A 22,929-nucleotide genomic window follows, 5' to 3' on the forward strand; every position below is an offset into this window, starting at 1 on the left:
TTGCGTGAGCTGGGACTTTTGTCCCAGCCTCACGTTGTTATTGTTAGAAAAAGTAATCAGCTGACAAAGCACAAGGTCATTGATTTTCAATAACACACAGATCATTGACTCTAAAACTGTATTTTTGGTGGCTATATGATGGCATATAGAAAAAAGAAAGGGGAAGTTGGTTAATGACCAATTGGCAAGAAAATCGGATTCAATCAGCAATTGATGGGACCAACCCCATGCTAATGGCAGAGTTGCCCGGGGGCTATGCGGTGTTTGGCGATACCCAGTTTCTGCCGGGGTATTCGGTTTTGCTTCCTAAACGAAATGTTGCGTCTTTGAATGAACTGACGCTAACTGAACGCCGGGTGTTCTTGGATTCCATGGGCATTCTTGGGGATGCTGTTCTAGCCTCAACCAATGCGATCCGAATTAATTACGACATCTTAGGAAATACCGATCAGTTTCTCCACGCCCATGTTTTTCCCAGGTATGAAGCGGAATCCGCTGACCATTTGCGAAAGCCGGTATGGCTTTACGACTCTGATTACTGGGTGAAGCTGCAGTATTTGTATTCGCTCAAGAGGGATGATGAATTAAGAAGTGCGATTACTAATTATTTAATGAAATCCAATTCAAAATAAAACAAAGGATATGTTATTTCTGAAAGGAAATATGGCTCGTCGAATCTTTCGACGAGCCATTTTACTTACGCCATATTCGGAATAAATTTCCAAGGTAAATCTCACTCTTCTAAGGTGTGTCGGCGTTATAATAACTCTGTAAACGCTTACACAACAAAGTGTGCTTTTTGAAGGGGGCATATGTATGTACTATTCGAATGGTAATTACGAAGCATTTGCAAAGCCTAAGAAACCAGCGGGGGTTGCCAATAAATCTGCTTATTTAATTGGCTCAGGGTTGGCATCGCTTGCGGCCGCGGTTTTCCTGACCCGCGATGCCCAGATGCCTGGCCAAAATATTCACGTCTTGGAAGAATTAGCTCTCCCAGGGGGCAGTATGGATGGGATTTATAATCCTGACCGGGGTTACATTGTTCGTGGTGGTCGGGAGATGGAACAGCATTTTGAAACACTGTGGGATCTCTTCCGCTCAATTCCCAGCTTGGAAAATCCCGACGTTTCCGTACTCGATGAGTTTTACTGGCTGAACAAGGACGATCCCAGCTTTTCGCACGCCCGGGCAATTGAAAAGCGGGGCCAGCGAATCCCGACCGACGGCAAGTTTACCCTGTCTCGAAAGGCGATCGAAGAAATCGCCAAGTTGGTGATGACGCCCGAAGATCAGCTGGCTGATTTGAAGATCAACGACGTTTTTACCGACGACTTTTTCAAATCCAATTTCTGGCTGGATTGGTCAACGATGTTTGCGTTTGAACCGTGGGCCAGCGCCATGGAAATGCGCCGTTACCTGATGCGCTTTGTTCACCATGTCGGTACGCTGCCAAACATGTCATCGTTGAAATTCACGAAATATAACCAGTATGAGTCGCTGATTCAGCCGATGGTTCACTACTTGGAAGAACGGGGCGTTAATTTCCAATTTAATACGACCGTCAATAACGTCGTAGTGGCCACATCGGGTGGTCAGAAGGTTGCCACAAAACTTGAAATTGTTGAAGACGGGGAAGAAAAAACGATTGACCTGACCGAAAACGACCTGGTCTTTGTGACCAACGGTTCGATCACTGAGAGCACCACTTACGGGACCAACGATCAGCCGGCCCCGATCAATCACCCGGTTGGCGCGGCTTGGACGCTGTGGGAGAACCTGGCAAAGCAGGATCCGGCATTTGGCCATCCCAAGAAATTTTACCAGAACATTCCGCCGGCCAACTGGACCATTTCAGCAACGAGCACTTTTACTGATGATCGCATTATTCCCTACATTCAAAAGATCACCAAGAAGGATCCCCACAGCGGGCAACTGATTACCAGCGGACCGGTATCCATCCGCGATTCAAACTGGCTGATGGGGTTGACGGTGAGTCGCCAGCCCCACTTTGCCCAGCAAAAGCCCAATGAGTTGGTTGTGTGGTCGTATGGGTTATTCTCTGATCTGCCTGGGAATTACGTTCACAAGAAGATTGCGGATTGCTCCGGCGTTGAAATCTGTGAAGAGCTTCTGTACCACATTGGCGTTCCGGAAGATGAGATTGCCGATATTGCGAAGGCCGCCAACACGATTCCGGCCCACATGCCTTACATCACCTCGTACTTCATGCCGCGCAAGGCTGGGGATCGGCCATTAGTCGTTCCGGAAGGCTCAAAGAACCTGGCGTTCATTGGCAACTTTGCCGAAACTGGGCGCGACACGGTCTTTACCACTGAGTACTCGGTTCGAACAGCGATGGAAGCGGTCTATTCGCTGCTGGACGTTGACCGCGGCGTTCCCGAAGTATTTGATTCATCGTTTGATATGCGGGCAATCTTAAGCTCCGTTTACTATTTAAATGATGAAAAATCACTGTTGGAACTACCGCTGAGTGCCCCCGAAAAATTGGTGGTTCAGCGGCTGCTCAAGCGGGTTAAAGGCACTTACTTGGAAGAAATCTTAAGGGATCAAAAATTGATTTAGGAGGTGGCAAGCATGAAGGCACAGTCAGTTATCATTGGTGGGTTATTATTTGTTGCCGGTGTTGCGGTCGGAATGCATGGTCGGCACATGGCTCATGAGATGCACGGGATGTGTGACATGCATCATCATCACGGCCCGCATATGGGACCTGGGCATTTTCATGGCTCGCATGACCAGCCGTTTGAAGACATTGGTGATTTGCCGTATGTCCGCGAAGCCCATACTAACGGGCAGGGGTTGCGCGACGAATCCTAGCTTGACAGGGGTCGCGACAGGCTAGTCGCTAAACGTTTGACCATCAACATTAATCGTTTTAATCAAAAAGAGATCATCTAATCACCTAACCACTGCGACGAACCGCTGTGGTTATGATGATTGGATGATCCCTTTTTTCGTTATCAATTATGGAAATTAGCATGGGCGTTGAACCTGACCAGTGCTGATTAACGAACAAAGTCCTCGATAATTTTCTTTTCTTCTGGAGTGGGCTGGCTTTCCATCGATTTGATATCGTGGAGGCGTTCGACGGTGATGCGTAAGTTAAATGCCAGCTGGGTATCCGGCATATCGTTCTTCTTTTGGTAATTGATAATTTCTTCAGCTAAGGTACTAAATTGTTCTGCCATTCTAAATTCCTCCATTTTAAAAACCAAGCTACCATAAGACTATTATAGCAATAATCCGCAAAACGAACACACTTTAACGATGTTTCAAGCCATACTCCAGTAATGCGACCAAAATAACGGCGACAATCAGGGCAATCCACACATTGTTATTTTGAATGTAGAAATAATAGAAAACGCCAATCCCAATGATGCCTTGAACGATGTAGCGTTCCAGCCGGTTGGGGATGGATAAAAAGGCCAGCCCGATTGCAAGAATAAAGCTGCCGACTAGGACCTCCTGGGCACTATTCAACGACATGAACTGGTCGAATAGCCCGTAAATGTCCAATATTGCCCCAACCACCAATGCGAAAATACCAAACGCAAACGAAAATTGATTTGCCCTCATAAAAAACGCCTTCTTTCGGTTTCTCTCTCATACATTAATTATAATGCAAAAGTGGGAATCACGGTATAGGAGGCGTTAAAAGTGTGAGATTTTCTCACAGGAGATTAGTGAATTAGTATTTGATCAAGAACAACATCGCTTGGACAATAACGAATAGGCCCACAAACGTCACCCAATCCAATCCGGTAATCCGAATAATGCGGTAATGGGTTCGGGGTTCGTCCTCGACAAATCCGTGGGAAGTCATCGCCTCAGCCAAATTTTGCGACCACTGAATCGACGATAGGATCGCTTTGAAGTACAGCTTAGGTGACCAGACGTGAAAGACCTCACCGCGCATTAGCGCCGATGTCTTGATGATCTGGACCTCTTCTCTAATCTTGGGCATCAGATTAAAGGCCGCTAACACGCCGTAAGCGAACTTAGACGGCAGCCTGAAATCCTGTTCCAGGGTAAGGGCCAGATCGGTGATGCTGCTGGTGAGGGTAAACGTGGCGCCTAAAAAGACGTAGGCGTAAATCCGCGTGAACAGGACCCAGGCAAAGTGGATCCCGGCCGAACCATACAGCCATTGGGACACAAACAGCCCAACCGCTGGGAACATCGGCCAGAAGATCAGCATGAACAGCGTTTTGAAATTCATGCGCTTAACCATGATGTAGACGAAACAAACCGCGATCAGAATACAGTTCACGACCAGGCTTTGGGTGAAGGAAATTTCCAGTGCGATTAACACGACTAATAAGAGTTTCATTCCAGGATTCATTCTACATAACCTCCTGGTACGTTAATGTTTGGTTCTGAAACGTTGCGTGATAGTCAACCAGATCTTCCAAGCCGGCTAACTGGTGAGAAATCACAATCTGGGTCTGGCCATACTTGTCCTTGGCTTCCGCTAAGAACGCCGTGATCAGCCGGAGAGATTTGTAATCTAAGCCTTTGAACGGTTCGTCCAGCAATAGGACCGGCGGACACATGACCAGCATTTCAACAATCTGCAACTTCTTTTTCTGGCCTTCACTCAGCGAGTAAACGACTTGATCGTCACGGTCCTGCATGCCGAGTTGTGCCAGCATCTTGGCCACTTGCTCATGACTGTAATTCTGGTTAAACCGGTTCTTAAATGACAAGTCGAGTTCTTCCTTAACGGTCACGTTCAGGAACTGGCTTTCCGCGTCCTGAAAGAGTAGGGTCACGTTTTTGGCGTAGGCCAACGGTTTGAAACGCTTGATGGGTTTGTTGTCGTACTCAATGGTGCCTTCGTAGGGCAGCAGCTTGGTGAGGGCGTTGAACAGGGTCGATTTCCCAATCCCGTTAGCCCCCGTAATCAGGGTTGTCTTCTGCTTGTAGAAGTTAAATTGATCGAGTGAAAGCAGCAACGCGTTATGTGGATCCAGCTTGAAATTGCGTAACTTGAGAATTGCCCCGTCATCGGATTGGGTTGGCAAAGCGAACCGCTTATCAATCCGCTGGGTGGACTCAAAGTTGGCGAAGAACTTGGCGGCCTCGTCGTGGTTCAATAAACGAATTTGGTGGCTGGTGGGATCCAGATAGTAAAATTCATCGATGAGATCTTCATAGTCCCCCAAATCGTGATCGGCCAGGATGATGGTTTTGCCATGATTTTCCTGGAGATCTTTCAGTTTATGAATCAGATCGGTCCGTGAGTCCGGGTCGATGCTGGCAAACGGTTCGTCCAGAACGATAACTGGCGCGTCCATGGCCACGATGCAGGCCAAAGCCACCCGCTGCTTTTCGCCGCCGGACAGGGTGTTGATCACCCGATCCCGGAGCTTGGTAATCCCGCAAAATGCCAGTGACCGGGTGATAATCCCATCCATCTTCGCTGGCTCGGTGCGAATATTTTCCAATACAAACGTCATTTCGTGAATCACCGTGTCCATGGCGAACTGCTGATTGGGATTTTGAAACATCATCGCCACATGGGCGCTGATTTGGTTATTGGCAATCTCTTTGATGTTGGTATCGCCAAATGTGATTGAGCCGGTGGCATCGTTGCCGATGAACCGGGGATACAGTCCGGCGATAAAGTAGAGCAGCGTCGATTTACCGCTGCCGGACGGTCCCGACAGCAGGGAAAAATGATTGTCCTTAAAAGTTAAGTTCAGGTTGTTCAATACCTTCTTGTCACTTTCCGGGTATTGATAATTGAAATCGTGAATCACTACGTCAGTCATGCGTCAGCCCTCTGTTTAAAGATTAAATGCGTTACTGCGATCCAACAATTTGACGATCATCTTGGTGACAATGCCGCCGAAGATGAAGGTTGAAATATACCGGGTGATAAAGAGACCGATTAGAAGCGGCAATGCAAACTTATCGTAGCCGTTCTTAATCATGTCCCAAGCAAACGTCACCACGACGGTCGTGAAGATTGAAGCGTTCAGTGACCACCAGTCGTAACGTTTGTATCCGGTAAAGGTGAAGCCCAGTTCGGAACCGATTCCTTGAACCAGTCCGGAGATAAAGGCCCCGGCACCCCATTGACCGCCGAGAAATACTTCAACGGCCGCTCCCAAGAACTCACCGAGAAAGGCCGAACCGGCTGTTCGAATCATAAATCCAGTGAGCGGACCGGCCATGCACCAGATCCCCATCAGAATATCGTTGGCGAACGGGGCGGCCCCAATTGGCGTCAGCGCAACGGTGAGGGCGGTGTAGAGAAACCCAATTCCCCAGAAGATGACCCCGGTAAAGATCGCGATTAACGCGATAAGAATAATGTTTCGCAGCGTCCACTTACTTTGGTGCTGCTTATGATTGACTTGACTGTTATTTTCCATAGATGAAGCCTCCAATAGTCTATTGGTACGGCTACCGGGACCCTTTGGCGAGGCGCATTGAAGTCGATATAATAAAATAATGAATTGCTCGGTCGCGGTGGATCATCTTGTGAGCACAGAAAAAAGGCTCGGACAAGATGTCCCAGCCTCGAAATTCATCAATGCGCTTAATCCATTTCGTGCACAACGGAATATGCTCCCTTCGCTGGTATTAGCCAGATCAGGTTCGATGGGTTTCTTCTCAGCCTAAAGGCACCCCAGATAGTTGTATCATTGAATCAAGTATACTAAATCTAAAATGGTTTTACAAACAAGTGTTGAACGCTCTAAAATATGAGTGTGGGATAAAAAGCGGTTAGCTTCCAGAGTATAAGTGGGNGTTAGCCGAATATCCCGGGCTTGGATATTTGGCTAACCCGCTTATACGGCAGGAAGCTGCTTTTTAGCCCACGATTCAACTAAATAATAGTCCGACGATAATAAAATTTTGTCTTAGCTTCTAAAATATCGGGAAACTATCGTAAAGCTACGAAATAAATGAACGTGAGGAGAATCGCCGTGGTTAAAGTAATCGCAAGCGACATGGATGGCACCTTTTTAAATGAAAAGGGCACCTTTGACGAACAAAGATTTCAAACTGAACTGGATCAGATGGCTGATAAGCAGATGCATTTTATTTCGGCCAGCAGTAATCACTATCAACACCTACTTAATTTGTTCCAAAACATTAGTGGACCGGTTTCCTACGTCTGCAATAACGGCGCGCTGGTGGTCAACGAGCAGGGGGTAATTGTTTCTGAAGACTTTATCGATCATCCGGTCCTCGAGAAGGCCCTGGACTGGCTCATGACCACTCCAAGTGTGGTTGGCGCCGAAATTATCCTGGTGGGTCGAAACGGGACCTACTGCAATCTGCCCGCCGATTCCGAACGGTTCAAGGCGTCGAAGTATTTCTATGAAGACATGCAGTCGATGCCGGATCTGAAGCTGGTTTTTGACTCAATTTACAAAATTGATCTGATGTGGGAAAGCGGCAGCGTCTTTCCCCGCCAGAGTGATCTGAATCACAAATTTAGTGGGCAGCTGACCGCCGTTTCCTCCGGGATGAATGGTATGGACGTTATGGCTGCCGGCGTCAGCAAGCTTACCGGCATTCAAACCCTTCTGGATCAGTGGGGCTTGGCGTTTGACGACGTTGCGGCATTCGGTGACAACGGTAACGACTTTGAAATGGTGAACGCCGCTCACGAGGGTTTCGCGATGAAAAACGCGGCCCAGGATCTGTTGGCCCGCGTTGATCACGTCACTGATTTAACGAATGATGAGTCCGGGGTTCAGGAGCAAATTGATCACTATTTAAGCGAGAAATAAATTTTTGCCGGCGTGGCGACTCAGTTCGTCAGCCAGCGAAAAGCTGAGGACCTGGGTGGAGTCGTGATAGCGGAAGTAGTAGCTTTGGTCGGTCACATCCAGAATCGCAATGTAGTGGGTGTAATTGAAATTCGGGTGGTCATTCATTGACGGCTTAAACGGGATGGCGACCGTATCCAAGTCGCTGAATAATCGGTTGCGGGCTTCAAATTGATTAGGGCTTGGCTGGGCGCCCAACTTATTGATCGCAGTCACCTGAAACCGGGTAGTTGGTGTGTTGGTGGCGGCTGGAAATTGTTGGCCCATGACAATTTGGGTGGCTCTCTGGATTAAGGCCGCTGGCTTTTCGCTGGTATGAAACGATTTGGCAAGGCGAGCCATGTGCTCCGGGTAGGTCTGGGAATTTGTCAGAACCCCAATCGAATCGGCGATGACCTCAAGCCCGTTTTTAGTGGGTTCGACAATCAACGTGCGGCCGGTTTTGTCGGTGAGAATCCAGTGAAACGCAAATACTTCGTCACCGGCTAACCAATATTTGCCAATCAGCGCGATATTTGCAAGATCGGCCTTAACCGCGCTGATGGAGGCGTGTTCAGCGAGGACCCAGGGTAAGAAATCTTGCGGGGTGAGGTTGAGCTTATCCGTTGTTGGCTCATCTTGATAATGGGCCTTCAGCGGAAACATCAGCTCGGCACAGCTCAATCCCTGAGTGTTGACGCCGTCCGCCACGAGGATTTGATGATCGCCTTCAATCCGGCCGCCGCCGATGTACGGGTAGCGGATTGGCCGGGAACCTGATAAAGCGGTTTCATAACGGGGCTGATTAATTAAGACCGGCTTCCAAGCCGCCTTGACCGGGAAGTCCATCGTTCGGGCAAGAAGAACGTGGTCATTTAACGTTTGTAAGGTCAAACTGGTGCACATGGGTGAATCGCTCCTGTCTGTAATGAAATTAATAATCGTGTATTCATGCGAATGTGGTGATCTACTGTATAATAGTGTACACTGAAATCATAATTATTGTTAAAAGGGGAACTGTTGACATGAAATCCGCCTGGAATTTAATCGGAATGGCCCTTTGGCTGCTCCTGCTTGTTTATTTAATTTGGATGATTCACGATATGCGCAGTCGCCGCCTCAAGGTGATTGTGACCGAAAAGAAGGCCTTCACCTGGCGCAACTTCTGGATTTCCTGCGGTGAGGTGGTCGTCTTTCTGCTGGTGCTCTGGGGAATGAGCTACACGACGCTTTTTCAGGACGTCAAGAAACTGAACAAAAACGCCGTCGAGGTCAGCTATTCCTATAAACCACTGATCATTGAGTACAAGCAAAGCAAATCTGATTACGTCACGGTTCACAACGGCAACGGCAGAAAGCCAATCCAACGGTATACATACTTTGTCGAAGGCCACCAGTATCAGGTTGATAGTACCAATTCGACCGTGGTTTACGGAAATAGTAATATGAATTTGCAGGCCCAGTCGTACAAATGGAACCGGGCCTGGCTAGATCACTTGGATACCCGGTATCAGCGGGCCTGGGTTGCGACGGTGACCACCACTTACAAGAAGAACTGGTTTAACGGCATCGGGCTGCATGCCGGCCGCCAAGCCGATCGCTTTAGCCTAATCCGGATTCCGGACAAGTCATTTATGCACGTTGAGAAATAATCAGCTAACACTTAAGAAAAATGGGGTTGCCCAAAACGATTGGTTTTGTGGCGGCGCCATTTTGTTTTGTCTATTTTAAGGGAGTGGCTGCTTTTCGGTGACCGGGCTTTGTGGCGAACGGTTGTTGACAACAATTTAGTCCAAAATCAGGGCATTTTGTCTCAGTTGGATTTTAAAAGTTTTATAATGTTTATATTAGGGTTTATCAAAGTTTAGAGGGGAGCAAGATAGATGAAACATTGGGGTAGAAATCTACTTATTATGGGGGTCGGGTTACTGAGTTTTAGCCTTGGTAACCAGGTTGTTCAGGCTAAAGATACTGATCCGTTGGGGCCTACTTTTTCAGAAATGGTTTCCAAGCCGTTGTATCGGCCAGCCGCCGTTAAATCGACCAGCCAAACGATGATTGACATCGTTTTAAAGCCGAAGGACCAACAGGGGATGTTCCAGCAGGCCCTTGATGTCAATACGCCCGGCAACGCGGATTTTAAGAATTTTCTGACGCCGAGTGGGATTCGGGAGAAATACGGCCAGCCGCAATCGGTCACCGACGCCTGGAAGACATACTTGGCCAAGCATCATTTAAAAACCTTCGTTTATGATAATGGGTTATTGATGACGGTTACCGGAAAGGTGAAGGACTTTAATTCAACTTTTAAGACAAACATGAAGACCGCGACCTACCATTCAAATCCGCTGCAGTTCAGCAAAACCAAGCCGGCAATTCCCGCCGACCTGGCCAGCACCGTTTGGACGGTTCTGGGAATGGGGAACCACAGTAAGAATTACCTATTTCCAAGCGCCACCAGCGCCAGCCCAACCGCCTCTGCTGGGAGTGATTCAATGAACGCCTTTACCGGATACACCAGTCAGTTTACGGATCATTACAACGTCAAACCGTTATACGATCAAGGGTTAACCGGTAAGGGCCAAACTATCGGCGTGATGACCTTTGGTGATTTAAAAGCCAGCAACGCCTATCATTTCTGGAAACACGAAAAGGCTGATACCAATATGAAGCGCCTCACAACCAAAAAGATTTCCAACACCATTTTGAGTCCCAAGTTGGTGGGCGGCAATAGTGGTGAGGCGACCATGGACGTTGAGTATGCCGGATCAGTGGCGCCACAAGCCAACATTCGGGTATACGCCAACGCCAACAGCGTGCCAACGCTGGCCAACCTTGTGAACGCCTATTCGACGGCCTTTAATGAAAACAAGGTCGGCTCGATTACCAACAGTTGGGGCCTGGGTTCACAGACATTGCTGAACATGTTAAAGGACCGAAAAGTGCTGACACCATATTATTCAGATGTGTTGAACATGGTCTTGGCTCAGGGAGCGCTTCAGGGGATTTCCCTGTTTGATGCCGCCGGCGATGACGGCGCCTTAACTTTCAATGCCCAAGGGGTTTCTGGCAATCGGGTTTTGCTTGATCGCTCAGTTAATTCAGCACCGGTACTGGAAGCCAACCCGTGGGTAACTTCAACTGGAGGGACCACGTTGCCATTCTCTAAAGACTTCGGCACGTCCACTAAGACCACCATGTTACCAGTTGGTAAGGTGAGCGTTTCAAAGGAACGCAGTTGGGGCATGGACTATCTCTGGCCATCCCTGCAGAATAAGCCGGGGATTATTGCCAAGCTGCCATTCCTGCTTGATTCAATTGGCTTCGGTGGCGGTGGCGGCTTTAATAAGACCGTCGCAACACCGGCTTATCAGGATGGCGTCCCGGGGGTTAACACCTTCAACGCCCGGAACTACTTCTCTAATTTGAATCAGCCGATCTTTAATTCCGATTTGCTTCACGGAACCAGCAGCGGCCGAAACTATCCGGACGTTTCCGCTGACGGTGATATGATGACCGGCTACAAGATCTACTTCCCAATGGGTAAGACCAAGTGGGTGCCTTCTGGCGGTACCAGCATCGTTGCGCCCCAAATGGCAGCCATGACCGCGGTTATCAACAGTCAGTCTGGTCGCAGTAAGATGGGCTTCTGGAATCCGCAGATCTATCAACTGGCTCAACAACAAGATTCACCATTCCATCCGTTGAACGATACGGATAACAACTCAAACCTGTATTACACCGGCCAGCCAGGGACGGTTTATAATCAGGCAAGTGGGTTAGGAACCGTTGACTTTGCCAAGTTAGCCCAAGTTTACAAATAAAATTAATGACTTTTTCCGATTAATATCAAAATAACGGGTGTGCGCCTACTGAATTTGACAGTGGGCGCACACCCGTTATTTTGCGTGATTTGATTAATTACACCATCTGAACATTATCGGCAGTCGGCAGTCCCAACACCTCCGCCGCAATTTTATCAGCGGTTTGCAGTGTTGGATCATTTACGCCGGGACGCGGGCTGGCTGAAGTAATGTACCGGAGCCCTTCCAAAGGAACGCCCCAGATGAAAATGGCGTCCTGAACAATCCCCGCGCGATTGTATAGCTGATCGGTTTGGGGATCGACGTCAACGGCGCCAACCGGCACCTTCTTGTCACCAACCTGAAGCAGCCTGGTTCTGGCATTGGCGTTTTGGACCAAGTCTTCCAGCAACGGATTGGCGGTTCGGTCGAGATTTGGTGCTGGAACCCGGGCTTCCAGCAGCGTTGATGATTTGAATTTATCGGCATTGCGGTGAGGGGAGGCGGTGACGAACCAGCCGTTGTCACCCTTCACTTCCATTCCGGGAGCCAAAATGATGACGATCCCGCTTCTGATAAGTGCCGACAGCTGTTCACTGCGCAGTGCCGGCGCTCCGATTGACAGGAAGTTGTTATTGGATTCGAACTCCGTGAGAAAATCGTTCACAAAATCGGCATTTGATAACCGCTGATCAGCCACGAATTTTCGCAGGGGACTGCGGAAGTCTCTGAGCAGTTCCAAAGTTGATCCCAACGGCCCGGTTTTGGAACCCTGCTGGGCGTCGGCGGTGACGCTGTCCAGCCAGTTAATCATAATGGTCTGGTAGGCAACCGTATTGACCGCCTTTACGTCCTTGAACGGGTTCACAATGTAGTCCCAGTCAAACAAATCTTCTTCATTGAAATGGTACTGGTCAATTAACGCCTGACGATCGGTTGCCTTAATGAATTGTTGTTTAAATTCGTTGGCGTTTTTGCTAGGATAACGCTGCTCAATCATCAGCCGGTAGTAGGTGAGCTCTAAATCGAGTTTGAGAAGTTCAATGAATTTTGAGTAGGGCAGTTTGCCATCGACGGATTCCTTATCCATATTTTCGGGGGTTAAGAAAACCGGTTCAACCTGTTCACCGTAGCCTTTTTCACTGATGGCCTTTGGATAATACGGGATGCCGCGGCGGGACCCGGCAATGATGCGGGGTTCCTGGCCGGATGGCTGGTAGGACAGCGAGCCGTCATCGTTGTGCATGAAATGGCCGCCCCGGCCCAGCGTTAGTTCGGAAACGTAGTCGGTAAAGCTGAGGCCGAGGCCCCGAATGATCACGTCTTCGCCAGCGGGGATGTCACTGAGATCGGCATCTCCGGGATGGGTGGGCGCCAAATATCGTAGGCGATTATCCTGAGCGTACTGAGCCAATTTTTGTTCGTCTTCATTCAGATAGTTATCCTGCTGACCGAGGGCCATCACGACTTTATCAAACGTGTACTCGGATCCCCGAGCAGTGAGCGTCGCCGTTCCGTTTGGATTGGGATTTAGGCCGGTCACCTGTTCGCGGATCAGTGACGTGTGGGCCTCCAGTGGTTGGAGCTTTAACAGCTCATCATAAAACCACTGAATATAGGCGCCATACAGCACTCTGGGGGCGTAATCCCGACTGCCCAATTTGGCCGCGGCGGCAATGATTTGCGCAGAAAAGCCGTGCGCGGTGAGGTATTGATGGGCTTCGTTGCTCGGCGCCCATTCAAACAGGCACGGGCCATCAAAGACCCGGCCGGTCATATTGACGGATTCGTCGGTAAACAGCGTGATCTGGTCGGCCGGCGTATTCATGATGAGCCCTTCCCATTGGTCGGTGCGCCAAACGCGACCGCCGATGCCGTAAGGGTCAAACAGGGTAATTGAAAGCGGCTCCGACTGATCAGAGCGATTCTTAAATTGATTAAAAAGTTGGGAGACCATGAGGATCCCTCGTGGTCCGGCCCCGATAATTCCTACTTTCATTCAAATTCTCCTAATTCGATTAATAGTCTTTGGGATCAACCTCCAGCGGACCAAATTCATCCGCGTCGGTATCCCGATAATCCCACCATTCATTTTCATAGCCGATAAAGCCCGCTTTTTCCATCGCGGTATTTAAGATTGTATAATTCTTCTGGGCGGCTGGGGTCCAGTTGGAAAATTGGTTGCGTTTAGCCAGACCGTTAAAGTCGTCAAACGGGGTTGGCATTTCAAGATTGTTGCCGTCCTTATCCGTGATGGTCAGGTCGAAGGTGATGCCCTTTTGGTGACTGAAGTTCGGGTTGGGTTTGGCGACCCAGGTAGGATCCGGATAAACTTTAAACAAATTTTCCTGGGCGTACACGGGGCGATAGGCGTCCCAGATGCGTAGCCGGTAGCCCTGATCCTTCAGTAATTGGCTGGCTTTACCAAGTTTTTTAACGGTATCGATTCTGGCGATTGCCTGGTCGAAATCGTAAACCACTTGGTGGGTAAAGTTGTCGGTTGTGGCGTACTTGAGATCAACGATAATATCGGGGTCAACGTCCTTCACGTTCATATAGCCTTGATCCTGTTTGCTGGTCATGGAAAGCTCCTCCTTTAAATGTGTGGTGGCCAGAGATATTCGCTTAATTTGGTGAGACAATGGTTAGTTGATTAGTGATGCGTCCTCAAACCGCTTGCCGCGATAAATGCCGATGTCATCGACATAGATTTTTCCGGTATAGGGTTTGGCTTGTTCCGTCACCATGCCGTTCTTGGCGTAGGCGATGGTCGAAGTCGAGGCTGCCTTAATGGCGGTGCCCATGACTTCGCCAGTATCACCGTTTAATCCTGACGGAATATCGATAGCGTGGGTGTTGGCGTCAGCCGCGTTGGCTTTGTCAATGACGGTCGCAAAATCGCCGCCAACGTTGCGGGAAAGCCCACTGCCAAACAGACCGTCGACAAGTGTGGTATATTGGTTAAAGTCTTCATTGAGAAAGGCCTTGGGAATTTCGTAATAGTCACAAATCTTTGCCTGGGCCTTGTGGTCATCACTGGCATGGGCCGGATTGCCGACCGTGAGAATGTGCACGGAATAACCGTGGGTGACTAGTAGGCGGGCAACAACGAGGCCGTCGCCGCCGTTATTGCCGGTGCCGGCGAGGATCAGCACTTTGCTGAGATCTAAATCTTTGTTATCAAGCATGTTTTCATAAATCTTGATGCCGGCGCGTTCCATCAAAACCATTGACGGGATGCCGATTTCATTGATCGTTTTGGCATCAAGCTGACGCGATTCTTCAACTGAAATGGTTTGGGTCAAATTTTTTACCTCCCCTTAAATAAAAAATCTTGTTATACAATTCTATGTTCGACTAAAACGCTCATAAAAGCAAGCGATAAAACCGATTTTGAGTCCGCCGTCAAATTTGTTTATAATAAATAGTAGAAATAATCATGAGGTGAGAGAATGTCATTAGAATTTCCAGAAAATATGCGCGAACTTGACGATAAATTTGCCATCAAAAAAGCGCGTGACCCGAAAGTTACAAAGCAACAGGTCATGCGCCAGACAATTGAGGAGACGTTCCAGGCGTACTTGGACTATGCCGAAGACGGGCATTACGATACTGGTAAGCTGGTGGGCAATGAACTGCAGGTGCTCAATCTGAATAATAAGGTCGTTAAAAAGGTTAAACCGTTAACGGATTCGTTTGAAAATGATTTTGAAACCAACGCTGATCGTTTGCTGGGGTACTTGGAAGATGAAGCTACCCGTGCCGCCCGCATGTAAGGTTGGTATTGTATTAGATTTCAAGAAACGCTATAATATTAATTTGTAAGGCGTCCTTAGTGTAATGGATAGCACATGAGATTTCGGTCCTCATGATCCGAGTTCGACTCTCGGGGGACGCATGATATAGCCACTACACGCTGATGTAACGGTATTTGTTAAAATGCTTGCGGCATATTTGCGGCATTTACACTAACTTTGGAGGAAATCACTGAATTTTTCGGTGGTTTCTTTTTTTATACTCTCATCTAAGTGGGTATATGTGTTCAAAATTAATGATGCATCGGAATCTCCTAATTGTAATTGGATTGCCTTAACACTGATGCCTGTTTGAGATAAGAGTGTAGCGACCGTATGCCTTAGACCATGCGGTGTGATTCGCTTCAAACCATATTGTTGAATAATGTCGTTTAACCAGTGATTGGGTGTCATAAGCGAAAGAAACCGATTCTGTTGATTAGAGAATAACAACTGGCTTGGGTCGATAGTGATATTAAAACCAAGCTGTAGCAATCGTTTACGTTGTTGTTTTTTCCAATCTTTCAGTAAATCTACAGTGGCATCATTCAAATAAATAATGCGGTTGGAGTTAGCAGTTTTGGCTTTGCCAACCTTTTGACTATTATCAATTCCCCTGGTAATAGTCTTATTTATTCTAATGGACTTTTCTTTGAGGTTTACATCCCGCCACTGTAAACAAAGAATTTCACCCTTTCTAGCAGCGGTAAATGCAGACAACTTGAAATATGTTCTTAGCATTGGTTGATCGGTGTAGTCACTATCCAAAATTTGCAAGAATTGTTGTAACTGTTCTTTATTCCAGAAATTATCGCTCTGTTTGGGGTGAGTGCGTGGGTATATCACCAATGCCATTGGGTTCTTTTCAATGAAGCCTAAACGCATCGCATGTTTGAACACCGCATTGATGTAAACGCCTGCCTTGCGAACTACCTTTAGTTTGGTAGCAAGGTCATCGATATAGTGCTGGCAGAAACGGACATCAAACTTTGCGATTGGTTTATCGCCTAGATCATTTATAACATGATTCCTAAAGATGCCAGTAACCCGATTTAATGTTGATTCCACAACAGTAGTGGCGTAGCTCTTAATCCACATATCATAAACTTCGCCGAAAGTAATGTTGCTATTTGACCAGGAAGATGAATGTTCGAAGTCGTACTTCAATCGATCGAGTTCAATCTTGGCTTGTCTACGACTGATGAAACCAGAGCGAGAAACGTTTTTCTTCTTACCAGTAATGCTATTGATACCTAAATATGCTTTGAAACGATAATACGTGTTACCTTGCTTTTTATACGATTTAATCATAGTCATGTTGTGCCTCCATTCTGCTGGCGGGGCAGGATTTGGAAGTATGTATGTGACTAATTATTTTGGAAAAGTTATTTTTATATCCGGATCCACAGTCTCTTTAATATTAAGATGGTCTGTTGCAGCCTTTAGAATCACTGAACTAAATTGCTGTTTGACATCAGTGAGGAAACTTACTGACAGTTTATTGACATATTGTTTTAATACTGCTTCTTCTTTGCTTTCACGAGGCTTCATTTCAACTGAAACTAAAGGATTACCCGTATGCCCAGCAAAGGGAGCAAATAAACAATTACCAGCAAAAGAGATAGTGTTTTTCTTTCCGTTTCTATCTTTGATATTGATAAATCCGCTTAATTCGTACTCACTATAAGAATTGTCTGTCTGTGGGAACTCCTTATCAATCCCGGCTGAATATGAGAAATCAAAAGGAACATACTCAAACAAATCTGATGGTGAAAGTTTCAGATAATTACACAGCGTGTTGATCGTTTCCATTTGTATCATTTTGTTACTGTTTTGCGACAATGCCGTGAGAGTGGTGCGGGAAATCCCCGTATCGTTTGATACCTTTGTAATTCTTAGCTGTCTTTCAACAAGAATTAGTGACAAAGTATTTCTTAGCATCATATCACTTCCTTATGAATGCAATTGTACAATTAATTGAACAAAAATGCAAACAATCGCTTGCTTTTGCAAAACGATTGTTGTACGATAGTGTCATTAAATGTTCAACTAGTTGGACAAAAATAAGTGGAGATGGTCAAATGATGAACAAGTCAGCAATTTTACTTTCGTATAAGCAGGCTATGGAGTATTTAGGAATTGGTAGTTATCACACACTTTACAAATTAATTGATAACAACCTGCCTGTAGTCAAAATAGGATCAACAAAAAAGATTGACCGCAACGATATTGATCGTTTCTTAAACGACCACAAAGTTAGTGAGGTGAAATCGTAATGGAAGTAAAGGTATCAATGCCAGAGGAATTTAGCAGCGAGTTATCACAACAAATCTATGCGGCTGCTGAATCGGCATTCAAGGAGATTAAACGTAAGGCAGATTATCCTGACTATCTAACGATAAAGCAGGCATGCAGTTACATGAATGTAAGCCGCACGACGCTAAACACTAAGTTAATTCCTGCCGGATTAAGGATGATTACCATTGATGGTTCACTTATGCGATTCAGTAAGAAGACCATCGATGAATTTCTCGAACAACATAATAACTAATAAGTCTGGCGGGGCAGTAATTGTTAAAGGTGGTGATAAGTATGATGTCTGAAATAGGAGCGTGGATTCTGTTTTTAGTTAAATTCCTAACGGCATTTGGCTTAGGAATTCTGGCAAAAAGTATTTTTGATAACCCACACGACTGGTTTGATTAAGGAGTAACGACATGGAGAATTGTATAAAAAATAGACCGCAAAACTTTGGACGGTTTCGGTCTATCGAGTATTAAACAATATACAATTCTCCTTTATTATAGCCGATTTGAACGGATTTTTAAAGGAGATTGAATGATGAAAAACTTAAAAGTAGCGCGTGAACTTACAGAAGTGTCCGAATCATTGAAAACGTTGATTGATTATATTGATGTCATCCATTATTGCTATTTAAAGGGTGATCGATTTTCGAGCCAACTATTTTTTGAATCTAACCGTTTTAGTGATTGGCTTGAAAATGTACAAACTGCCCAGAAAAAGATTCAACATATTTCAGATGAAGTATGCCCGGATGACGATACAGAATCGGGTGATGACGAATGAGAGAGTTTGCTTGTTGGGATAAGGCAGTCGAAATGTCCATCAAGGGACATCAAATATTCCCCCTGGCTAACAATGCCAAACAACCACCTAAGAACCATCATGGGTATCTTGAAGCAACCTGTGACCAGGAAACAATTTTTAGTTGGTATCAAGCAAACCCATTCCGAAATTTGGGATTACGTTTGGACACTAGTAATTTGTTAGTGGTCGACATTGACTTACATTCTGAAAACAATAACGGTCGACAAAGTTTGCTTACCTTGAAAAAGCACGGAATGATTTTACCAAATGATACTTACATTGAACGTTCACCAAACGGTGGTCTTCATTACTTCTTTAGTTTCACTGGTAAAAAAGTTCATAAGGCTAACGTATGGCCAGGCATTGACTTGCTAACAGATTTTACGGTAATTGCTCCTAGTGAAGTTGATGGAAAGCCTTATCAACCAGTTGGTAATCGTAACCTAGCCAATATAAAACCGGCTCCTGGTTGGATAATTGATAAATTAAAAGCTACCAGTGAGGTTAAAGCTGTTAGTTCAGTCAGAATAAAGAAATACACTGGTAAGTTACTTGATAAAATTGTGGCTGGCACTGGTCAAGGTGATCGAAATGTTTGGTTAACTAGATTGATTGGTCAATTGTTTATGGTGGGTGCGGAACCAGAAACTGTTAAGCAACTGGCGTACGTGTTTAATGAAAAGTTTATTGATCCACCACTGCTAGAGAATGATGTTAGGACAATTTTTAATTCCATTTTAAGAAGGGAGGTTAAAACCATTGAATACAGCAACCAATGAGGATACTGATGCCTTAATTAAAAAGTATAAGCAAGTCAGGAAGAAACAAATTGAAAGATTGAAAGATACTGATGATATTAACGAAGGCTTTGAACCCCAGGATATTGATTTTATTGAAGCACCCAGTGTGGCAATTTTAGCAGACCCGGAAGCACTGAACGAATTTAATAAACAGCTTAAACGACAAGTGCCATCATGGTTGCACGTTTATTACAAGGTTGAGGGAAAGAACGCCCCCAAGCCAATTCTAAAGGCTTTTGTGAGTGAAATTGCATTAGGCGATAAACTGATTCAGCACGATCATTTGATTAGTTTTCCAATGCTAAAAGAGGGTGCTGTTTACCTTGATATTACTGGGACTTGGCGAATATTTAAGGATAAAGAAGCCGTCGCATACATTGAAACCCGCCTGACACATATTTTAAAGCCGTGGGGCGTTTATAACGATGGCAACATTGTTAGAGTGCGGCGTTACACTCAACGCTTTATGTACCAAGCTAACCGGCGGGACAACCCATTTGACCATGCTAACCCTAATTTAGTTGCCTTTAGAAATGGCACGTTCAATATGGCTACTGGAAAATTAGAACCTAAAAACCCTGAAAACTATTTGCTGAACGGCCATGATTATGACTTAGACGTTAGCGGCAAGGCAACGCCTAACATTAATTTATTACTGCATGACATGGTTGGCAATGCTGACACGTTCTTAAAGGAATATATCGGCTATGGTTTCTATCACAGTTACCGGCCATTTCAAAAAATGGTGTTTCTTAGTGGTAGTGGTGGCGAGGGCAAGTCAGCATTTCTAGTGGACTTACTGGCTCGAACGATTTACGGTGCTGATAATTATGCGGCCGTTCCGCCTGACGAATTAGCTGGCAATGACGCACGTTTTAAGCCAGCACAATTGTATGGTAAGGAAGCTAATATCGTTGCTGATATTCCCAAGGGCTATCTTAGCAACACGGCCGTTTTGAAGAAACTAAGCGGTGGAGATCCAATTGACGCGGAATTTAAAGGCTTACAAAACTTTACTTTCATCAATTATGCAAAGATGATTTTTAGTGCGAATGCCTTACCATCTTTCACTGATTCATCTAATGGCATGACGGAACGGCTGGTTCTAATTAAATTCATCAACGGTGACACCCGAACAGACCATAAGGATTTTTGGAAAGATCATGATATGCAACTCGTTAAGACTGAAAGAAGCGCATTCGTGTACCAGTGCATTAAAGCATTCATGGCGGCCATGAAACGAGGTTCACTGACTGAAACAGACGATATGAAGCTTGCTCGTGACGAGTGGGTCAACCTGAATGACCACTTCGGCCAATTCATTGAGGAAGCTTGTGAGATTGATACCAGCAAGGACGAGGGCGATTCTAGTAAGAGTGTAGTTGCTGAATATAAGGCTTTTTGCTTAGAAAACAACTACTCCGATAAGACTACGGCACAGACGATCACCGAAAACCTGAAAGCGTATGGGGTGCAGAGAATTAAGAGCCGTCGAGGGATTGATGATAGTAGTAATATTTGGAGATTTAAAGGTCTTAAACTAACGAAAAGCTATATCACACAATTTTAGGAAACGGAAATGTTCCATGAATTTATAAATTGTTCCAACATTGTTCCAATAGTGTTCCGTAAAATTTCTTAGAGCCACAAGGTTTGTTCCATAAGTTCCAACATTTATCACTGTTAGAAATAAAATAATAAAATAATATGAATATATATAAAATATATACGCATAGGGTGGGAGCGGTTAAAACTTGGAACTTATGGAACAAGACACTAGAAACGTTGATATGGTGGTGTTATTGATGTTCCATAAATCGGGAAAACATGGAACAGGTATGAAAAAAAGTTGGAACATATTTTTTTAAAAGGAGATTACAACAATGAAAATCATTAGATTTATAGAATATTACGATGGCCGTGAATTACGAAAAGTCACAACTGGCTTTGATGGTATCGAGAATATTGCCATGAAAGATAGCCACACAGCAATTGTCACTGGTTGGTTATTTAACCACAAAATGAAAGAACAGATTACCAGTAATTATATTAGATACATGGAAACAGAAGTGGAGGATAAACGCCATGAATAAAGCAAAGGATTATTTAGACAGCAGTCGACTGGCATTATTGGATTGGTTAAAGAATGCGCAGGCCAAACATGTTTGGAAATTTAAATGTCCTATTTACGAGGATGAAGCCACGTTTAAAGATGTTGATGATCCCAATCTATTCTTTAAGTTAACGTCTAATGAACAAATGGAACTGTTCAACTGGTGCGTGACAGTCATGGTTAAGACACAAGCAATTAATCGTAATCATACGTCATATGGAATAAAACATTTATTTGGGAAAGCGCCACTTGGCTTTTATGTCACTAACGGTGCATTTAAAGGTGCGATGTTGTTGGCTGGGTTTACGGCTAGTGACACTAATTCGAATAATTGGAATTTTAATGTTTCTGAAAAGTCCTTTAAATCATATGGAGTTGAGCCCAGTTATGTTAGTGATCGATTTAAATACTTTGTAGGGAGATAGGCCACAATGAAAAAATATAACCTTGCTCGCTTAAATAAACGAGCTGAGTTTGGCACATATACTGAACAAATTAATGAAAATACTGGTATGTCTCAGCAGACGTTTCAACCGAGTTTTAGCTTATGGTTCGGTAATTATACTCAAACGATTCAAGAGCAGCTAACCTTAACTGGTAATAACATTACAGATTCAAAGATGATTGTAATTCGTCACAACGACCAGGTTAGTGGCACTTATATTGTTAGGATAGATGAAAGCTTATATAAAGTAAGCAATATTGCCAGCGATGATGGCATTGATTCGTTTGATGTGATTACCCTGGTCAAATATGGGGAGTGATTAGATGGCAATTCCTACGCATTATTGTGGCCATCCTGGTTGCCATGAAATAATTCCATACGATGAGCGATATTGTAAAAGACATCGACACACGCGAAATAAGGAAGTGTATCGTGAACGGAACACCAATCTTCACGAAAAGAGATTTCAACAATTTTACCGTAGTACACCATGGCGGAAATTATCCAGGAGATGGCTTGAAAACCATCCAGTATGCGTTGAGTGTTTAAAGGAAGGCGTAATCCGTAAGGCTGATGTAGTAGATCACGTTGAAGAAATCCGCGATGACTTTTCGAAGCGATTTGATGAAAACAATCTCCAAAGTCTTTGCCATTACCATCATATAATCAAAAGTAAACGTGAACGTGAAAAGAGAATGGCAAATAAAAAATTGACCGGGGGCCATCCGTAAATGGCGAAAGAGCGGTGCCATACCTTCGTTTTTAACAAAAATGCCGTTTTAAACTTACTAAAAATCAGTGATTTTGCTTTATTACTAAAATTTCTTTCATTAAATATAATATTTTAATAGTTATATTTTGAGGTGGTTGTGGTAGTATATAATTGGATTATTAGTACCTTTTTTAAAATAATGTGTTATAATTTAATAGAATAGAAAAGTGCGATTAAAATTAGCCACTATTGTTTAAAGCAATAGCGGCTTTCTTATACAAAAAATTCGAAAGGAGTGCCTAAATTGCGGCAAGTTAAAGACCTAGAAACGGTGTGGCCGTCAAGTTCAACTGATCCAATT

Annotated in this window: 27 protein-coding genes, 1 tRNA gene and 1 riboswitch; of the genes, 17 read left to right on the forward strand and 11 right to left on the reverse strand. The window is 45.1% G+C overall.

The features are described 5' to 3' along the window. The first annotated feature begins 173 nt into the window (after positions 1–173). From FD47_RS10715 to FD47_RS10725, 3 genes are all read left to right on the forward strand, one after another. The gene (locus FD47_RS10715) at positions 174–632 is read left to right on the forward strand and encodes an HIT family protein (protein WP_056980659.1); all 459 of its coding nucleotides are present in this window, start codon (positions 174–176) and stop codon (positions 630–632) included. Between the two features lie 184 nt (positions 633–816). Further along, on the forward strand, positions 817–2,586 hold the full coding sequence (locus FD47_RS10720; RefSeq protein ID WP_056980660.1) for an oleate hydratase: 1,770 nt from the start codon (positions 817–819) through the stop codon (positions 2,584–2,586). Between the two features lie 12 nt (positions 2,587–2,598). Further along, entirely contained in the window at positions 2,599–2,841 is a 243-nt protein-coding gene (locus tag FD47_RS10725) for a hypothetical protein (protein ID WP_054735719.1), read from the forward strand. Positions 2,842–3,029: 188 nt separating this feature from the next. Here FD47_RS10725 and FD47_RS10730 read toward each other — a convergent pair whose 3' ends face one another. The 5 genes from FD47_RS10730 to FD47_RS10750 all read right to left on the reverse strand — a co-directional run bounded on the left by FD47_RS10730 (position 3,030) and on the right by FD47_RS10750 (position 6,404). Continuing rightward, on the reverse strand, positions 3,030–3,227 hold the full coding sequence (locus FD47_RS10730; protein ID WP_008212365.1) for an LBP_cg2779 family protein: 198 nt from the start codon (positions 3,225–3,227) through the stop codon (positions 3,030–3,032). 58 nt (positions 3,228–3,285) lie between these two features. Then, the gene (locus tag FD47_RS10735; protein ID WP_054735716.1) at positions 3,286–3,600 is read right to left on the reverse strand and encodes a hypothetical protein; all 315 of its coding nucleotides are present in this window, start codon (positions 3,598–3,600) and stop codon (positions 3,286–3,288) included. Positions 3,601–3,712: 112 nt separating this feature from the next. After that, a complete protein-coding gene (locus FD47_RS10740; protein WP_054735713.1) occupies positions 3,713–4,366 on the reverse strand; it encodes an energy-coupling factor transporter transmembrane component T family protein in 654 nt (217 codons plus the stop codon). Position 4,367: 1 nt separating this feature from the next. Beyond that, positions 4,368–5,798, reverse strand: coding sequence for an ABC transporter ATP-binding protein (locus FD47_RS10745; RefSeq protein ID WP_056980661.1), 1,431 nt, complete (start codon positions 5,796–5,798; stop codon positions 4,368–4,370). Between the two features lie 15 nt (positions 5,799–5,813). Beyond that, positions 5,814–6,404 carry an ECF transporter S component gene (locus tag FD47_RS10750; protein WP_008212374.1) on the reverse strand — a complete coding sequence of 197 codons (591 nt, stop codon included), beginning with the start codon at positions 6,402–6,404 and terminating at the stop codon, positions 5,814–5,816. Positions 6,405–6,583: 179 nt separating this feature from the next. Then, a riboswitch (TPP riboswitch) is annotated at positions 6,584–6,674 on the reverse strand. A gap of 267 nt (positions 6,675–6,941) precedes the next feature. On the opposite strand from FD47_RS10750, the gene FD47_RS10755 reads away from it, so the two are divergent. Beyond that, positions 6,942–7,775 carry a Cof-type HAD-IIB family hydrolase gene (locus FD47_RS10755; RefSeq protein ID WP_054735710.1) on the forward strand — a complete coding sequence of 278 codons (834 nt, stop codon included), beginning with the start codon at positions 6,942–6,944 and terminating at the stop codon, positions 7,773–7,775. On the opposite strand, the gene FD47_RS10760 is transcribed toward FD47_RS10755, so the two are convergent. Then, positions 7,761–8,699: a linear amide C-N hydrolase gene (locus FD47_RS10760; protein ID WP_054735708.1), complete on the reverse strand. Its 939-nt coding sequence runs from the start codon at positions 8,697–8,699 to the stop codon at positions 7,761–7,763. The two genes, FD47_RS10755 and FD47_RS10760, sit on opposite strands and share 15 nt — an antisense overlap. A 119-nt stretch (positions 8,700–8,818) precedes the next feature. Between FD47_RS10760 and FD47_RS10765 the strand changes: the two genes are divergently transcribed. Both FD47_RS10765 and FD47_RS10770 read left to right on the forward strand, forming a co-directional pair. Further along, positions 8,819–9,445 (forward strand): LVIS_2131 family protein, encoded by a 627-nt coding sequence (locus FD47_RS10765; RefSeq protein ID WP_054735705.1) that lies wholly within the window; start codon positions 8,819–8,821, stop codon positions 9,443–9,445. Between the two features lie 231 nt (positions 9,446–9,676). Beyond that, positions 9,677–11,617, forward strand: coding sequence for a S53 family peptidase (locus FD47_RS10770; protein WP_056980662.1), 1,941 nt, complete (start codon positions 9,677–9,679; stop codon positions 11,615–11,617). A 97-nt stretch (positions 11,618–11,714) separates the two neighbouring features. On the opposite strand, the gene FD47_RS10775 is transcribed toward FD47_RS10770, so the two are convergent. From FD47_RS10775 to FD47_RS10785, 3 genes are all read right to left on the reverse strand, one after another. Then, positions 11,715–13,595 (reverse strand): FAD/NAD(P)-binding protein, encoded by a 1,881-nt coding sequence (locus FD47_RS10775; RefSeq protein ID WP_056980663.1) that lies wholly within the window; start codon positions 13,593–13,595, stop codon positions 11,715–11,717. 19 nt (positions 13,596–13,614) lie between these two features. Further along, positions 13,615–14,178 carry a M15 family metallopeptidase gene (locus FD47_RS10780; RefSeq protein ID WP_008212385.1) on the reverse strand — a complete coding sequence of 188 codons (564 nt, stop codon included), beginning with the start codon at positions 14,176–14,178 and terminating at the stop codon, positions 13,615–13,617. A gap of 63 nt (positions 14,179–14,241) precedes the next feature. Further along, on the reverse strand, positions 14,242–14,901 hold the full coding sequence (locus FD47_RS10785; protein WP_054735702.1) for an NAD(P)H-hydrate epimerase: 660 nt from the start codon (positions 14,899–14,901) through the stop codon (positions 14,242–14,244). A 147-nt stretch (positions 14,902–15,048) separates the two neighbouring features. On the opposite strand from FD47_RS10785, the gene FD47_RS10790 reads away from it, so the two are divergent. Both FD47_RS10790 and FD47_RS10795 read left to right on the forward strand, forming a co-directional pair. After that, a complete protein-coding gene (locus tag FD47_RS10790; RefSeq protein ID WP_054735699.1) occupies positions 15,049–15,372 on the forward strand; it encodes a hypothetical protein in 324 nt (107 codons plus the stop codon). 50 nt (positions 15,373–15,422) lie between these two features. After that, positions 15,423–15,494 (forward strand) — tRNA-Arg (locus FD47_RS10795). Positions 15,495–15,564: 70 nt separating this feature from the next. Here FD47_RS10795 and FD47_RS10800 read toward each other — a convergent pair. Both FD47_RS10800 and FD47_RS10805 read right to left on the reverse strand, forming a co-directional pair. After that, positions 15,565–16,707 carry a tyrosine-type recombinase/integrase gene (locus FD47_RS10800; protein ID WP_054735698.1) on the reverse strand — a complete coding sequence of 381 codons (1,143 nt, stop codon included), beginning with the start codon at positions 16,705–16,707 and terminating at the stop codon, positions 15,565–15,567. Between the two features lie 54 nt (positions 16,708–16,761). After that, positions 16,762–17,331 (reverse strand): helix-turn-helix domain-containing protein, encoded by a 570-nt coding sequence (locus FD47_RS10805; protein WP_054735695.1) that lies wholly within the window; start codon positions 17,329–17,331, stop codon positions 16,762–16,764. A 140-nt stretch (positions 17,332–17,471) separates the two neighbouring features. Here FD47_RS10805 and FD47_RS10810 point away from each other — a divergent pair, with 140 nt between their 5' ends. The 9 genes from FD47_RS10810 to FD47_RS15050 all read left to right on the forward strand — a co-directional run bounded on the left by FD47_RS10810 (position 17,472) and on the right by FD47_RS15050 (position 22,587). Beyond that, on the forward strand, positions 17,472–17,666 hold the full coding sequence (locus tag FD47_RS10810; RefSeq protein WP_040470554.1) for a helix-turn-helix domain-containing protein: 195 nt from the start codon (positions 17,472–17,474) through the stop codon (positions 17,664–17,666). Positions 17,667–17,683: 17 nt separating this feature from the next. Then, the gene (locus FD47_RS10815; protein WP_162260757.1) at positions 17,684–17,941 is read left to right on the forward strand and encodes an excisionase family DNA-binding protein; all 258 of its coding nucleotides are present in this window, start codon (positions 17,684–17,686) and stop codon (positions 17,939–17,941) included. Between the two features lie 290 nt (positions 17,942–18,231). Next, entirely contained in the window at positions 18,232–18,477 is a 246-nt protein-coding gene (locus FD47_RS10820) for a hypothetical protein (protein ID WP_054735690.1), read from the forward strand. After that, a complete protein-coding gene (locus FD47_RS10825; RefSeq protein ID WP_054735687.1) occupies positions 18,474–19,277 on the forward strand; it encodes a bifunctional DNA primase/polymerase in 804 nt (267 codons plus the stop codon). Before FD47_RS10820 ends, FD47_RS10825 begins: the two co-directional genes overlap by 4 nt. Next, entirely contained in the window at positions 19,258–20,868 is a 1,611-nt protein-coding gene (locus FD47_RS10830; RefSeq protein WP_054735686.1) for a DNA primase family protein, read from the forward strand. The genes FD47_RS10825 and FD47_RS10830 overlap by 20 nt, the downstream gene beginning before the upstream one ends. Positions 20,869–21,181: 313 nt before the next feature. Further along, the gene (locus FD47_RS10835) at positions 21,182–21,391 is read left to right on the forward strand and encodes a hypothetical protein (RefSeq protein ID WP_054735683.1); all 210 of its coding nucleotides are present in this window, start codon (positions 21,182–21,184) and stop codon (positions 21,389–21,391) included. Continuing rightward, positions 21,384–21,836: a hypothetical protein gene (locus tag FD47_RS10840; protein ID WP_156319469.1), complete on the forward strand. Its 453-nt coding sequence runs from the start codon at positions 21,384–21,386 to the stop codon at positions 21,834–21,836. The genes FD47_RS10835 and FD47_RS10840 overlap by 8 nt, the downstream gene beginning before the upstream one ends. 6 nt (positions 21,837–21,842) lie before the next feature. Beyond that, entirely contained in the window at positions 21,843–22,175 is a 333-nt protein-coding gene (locus tag FD47_RS10845) for a phage head closure protein (RefSeq protein ID WP_054735680.1), read from the forward strand. Between the two features lie 4 nt (positions 22,176–22,179). Continuing rightward, entirely contained in the window at positions 22,180–22,587 is a 408-nt protein-coding gene (locus FD47_RS15050) for an HNH endonuclease (RefSeq protein WP_082402649.1), read from the forward strand. Positions 22,588–22,929: the final 342 nt, after the last annotated feature.

It is taken from the genome of Lentilactobacillus parafarraginis DSM 18390 = JCM 14109, from assembly GCF_001435895.1.
Classification (GTDB): Bacteria; Bacillota; Bacilli; order Lactobacillales; family Lactobacillaceae; genus Lentilactobacillus; species Lentilactobacillus parafarraginis.

Coding starts and splice junctions, on each gene's coding strand:
- FD47_RS10715 (WP_056980659.1), top strand. CDS start 174: ATGACCAATTGGCAAGAAAATCGGATTCAATCAGCAATTGATGGGACC.
- FD47_RS10720 (WP_056980660.1), top strand. CDS start 817: ATGTACTATTCGAATGGTAATTACGAAGCATTTGCAAAGCCTAAGAAA.
- FD47_RS10725 (WP_054735719.1), top strand. CDS start 2,599: ATGAAGGCACAGTCAGTTATCATTGGTGGGTTATTATTTGTTGCCGGT.
- FD47_RS10730 (WP_008212365.1), bottom strand. CDS start 3,227: ATGGAGGAATTTAGAATGGCAGAACAATTTAGTACCTTAGCTGAAGAA.
- FD47_RS10735 (WP_054735716.1), bottom strand. CDS start 3,600: ATGAGGGCAAATCAATTTTCGTTTGCGTTTGGTATTTTCGCATTGGTG.
- FD47_RS10740 (WP_054735713.1), bottom strand. CDS start 4,366: ATGAATCCTGGAATGAAACTCTTATTAGTCGTGTTAATCGCACTGGAA.
- FD47_RS10745 (WP_056980661.1), bottom strand. CDS start 5,798: ATGACTGACGTAGTGATTCACGATTTCAATTATCAATACCCGGAAAGT.
- FD47_RS10750 (WP_008212374.1), bottom strand. CDS start 6,404: ATGGAAAATAACAGTCAAGTCAATCATAAGCAGCACCAAAGTAAGTGG.
- FD47_RS10755 (WP_054735710.1), top strand. CDS start 6,942: ATGAACGTGAGGAGAATCGCCGTGGTTAAAGTAATCGCAAGCGACATG.
- FD47_RS10760 (WP_054735708.1), bottom strand. CDS start 8,699: ATGTGCACCAGTTTGACCTTACAAACGTTAAATGACCACGTTCTTCTT.
- FD47_RS10765 (WP_054735705.1), top strand. CDS start 8,819: ATGAAATCCGCCTGGAATTTAATCGGAATGGCCCTTTGGCTGCTCCTG.
- FD47_RS10770 (WP_056980662.1), top strand. CDS start 9,677: ATGAAACATTGGGGTAGAAATCTACTTATTATGGGGGTCGGGTTACTG.
- FD47_RS10775 (WP_056980663.1), bottom strand. CDS start 13,595: ATGAAAGTAGGAATTATCGGGGCCGGACCACGAGGGATCCTCATGGTC.
- FD47_RS10780 (WP_008212385.1), bottom strand. CDS start 14,178: ATGACCAGCAAACAGGATCAAGGCTATATGAACGTGAAGGACGTTGAC.
- FD47_RS10790 (WP_054735699.1), top strand. CDS start 15,049: ATGTCATTAGAATTTCCAGAAAATATGCGCGAACTTGACGATAAATTT.
- FD47_RS10800 (WP_054735698.1), bottom strand. CDS start 16,707: ATGACTATGATTAAATCGTATAAAAAGCAAGGTAACACGTATTATCGT.
- FD47_RS10805 (WP_054735695.1), bottom strand. CDS start 17,331: ATGCTAAGAAATACTTTGTCACTAATTCTTGTTGAAAGACAGCTAAGA.
- FD47_RS10810 (WP_040470554.1), top strand. CDS start 17,472: ATGATGAACAAGTCAGCAATTTTACTTTCGTATAAGCAGGCTATGGAG.
- FD47_RS10815 (WP_162260757.1), top strand. CDS start 17,684: ATGCCAGAGGAATTTAGCAGCGAGTTATCACAACAAATCTATGCGGCT.
- FD47_RS10820 (WP_054735690.1), top strand. CDS start 18,232: ATGAAAAACTTAAAAGTAGCGCGTGAACTTACAGAAGTGTCCGAATCA.
- FD47_RS10825 (WP_054735687.1), top strand. CDS start 18,474: ATGAGAGAGTTTGCTTGTTGGGATAAGGCAGTCGAAATGTCCATCAAG.
- FD47_RS10835 (WP_054735683.1), top strand. CDS start 21,182: ATGAAAATCATTAGATTTATAGAATATTACGATGGCCGTGAATTACGA.
- FD47_RS10840 (WP_156319469.1), top strand. CDS start 21,384: ATGAATAAAGCAAAGGATTATTTAGACAGCAGTCGACTGGCATTATTG.
- FD47_RS10845 (WP_054735680.1), top strand. CDS start 21,843: ATGAAAAAATATAACCTTGCTCGCTTAAATAAACGAGCTGAGTTTGGC.
- FD47_RS15050 (WP_082402649.1), top strand. CDS start 22,180: ATGGCAATTCCTACGCATTATTGTGGCCATCCTGGTTGCCATGAAATA.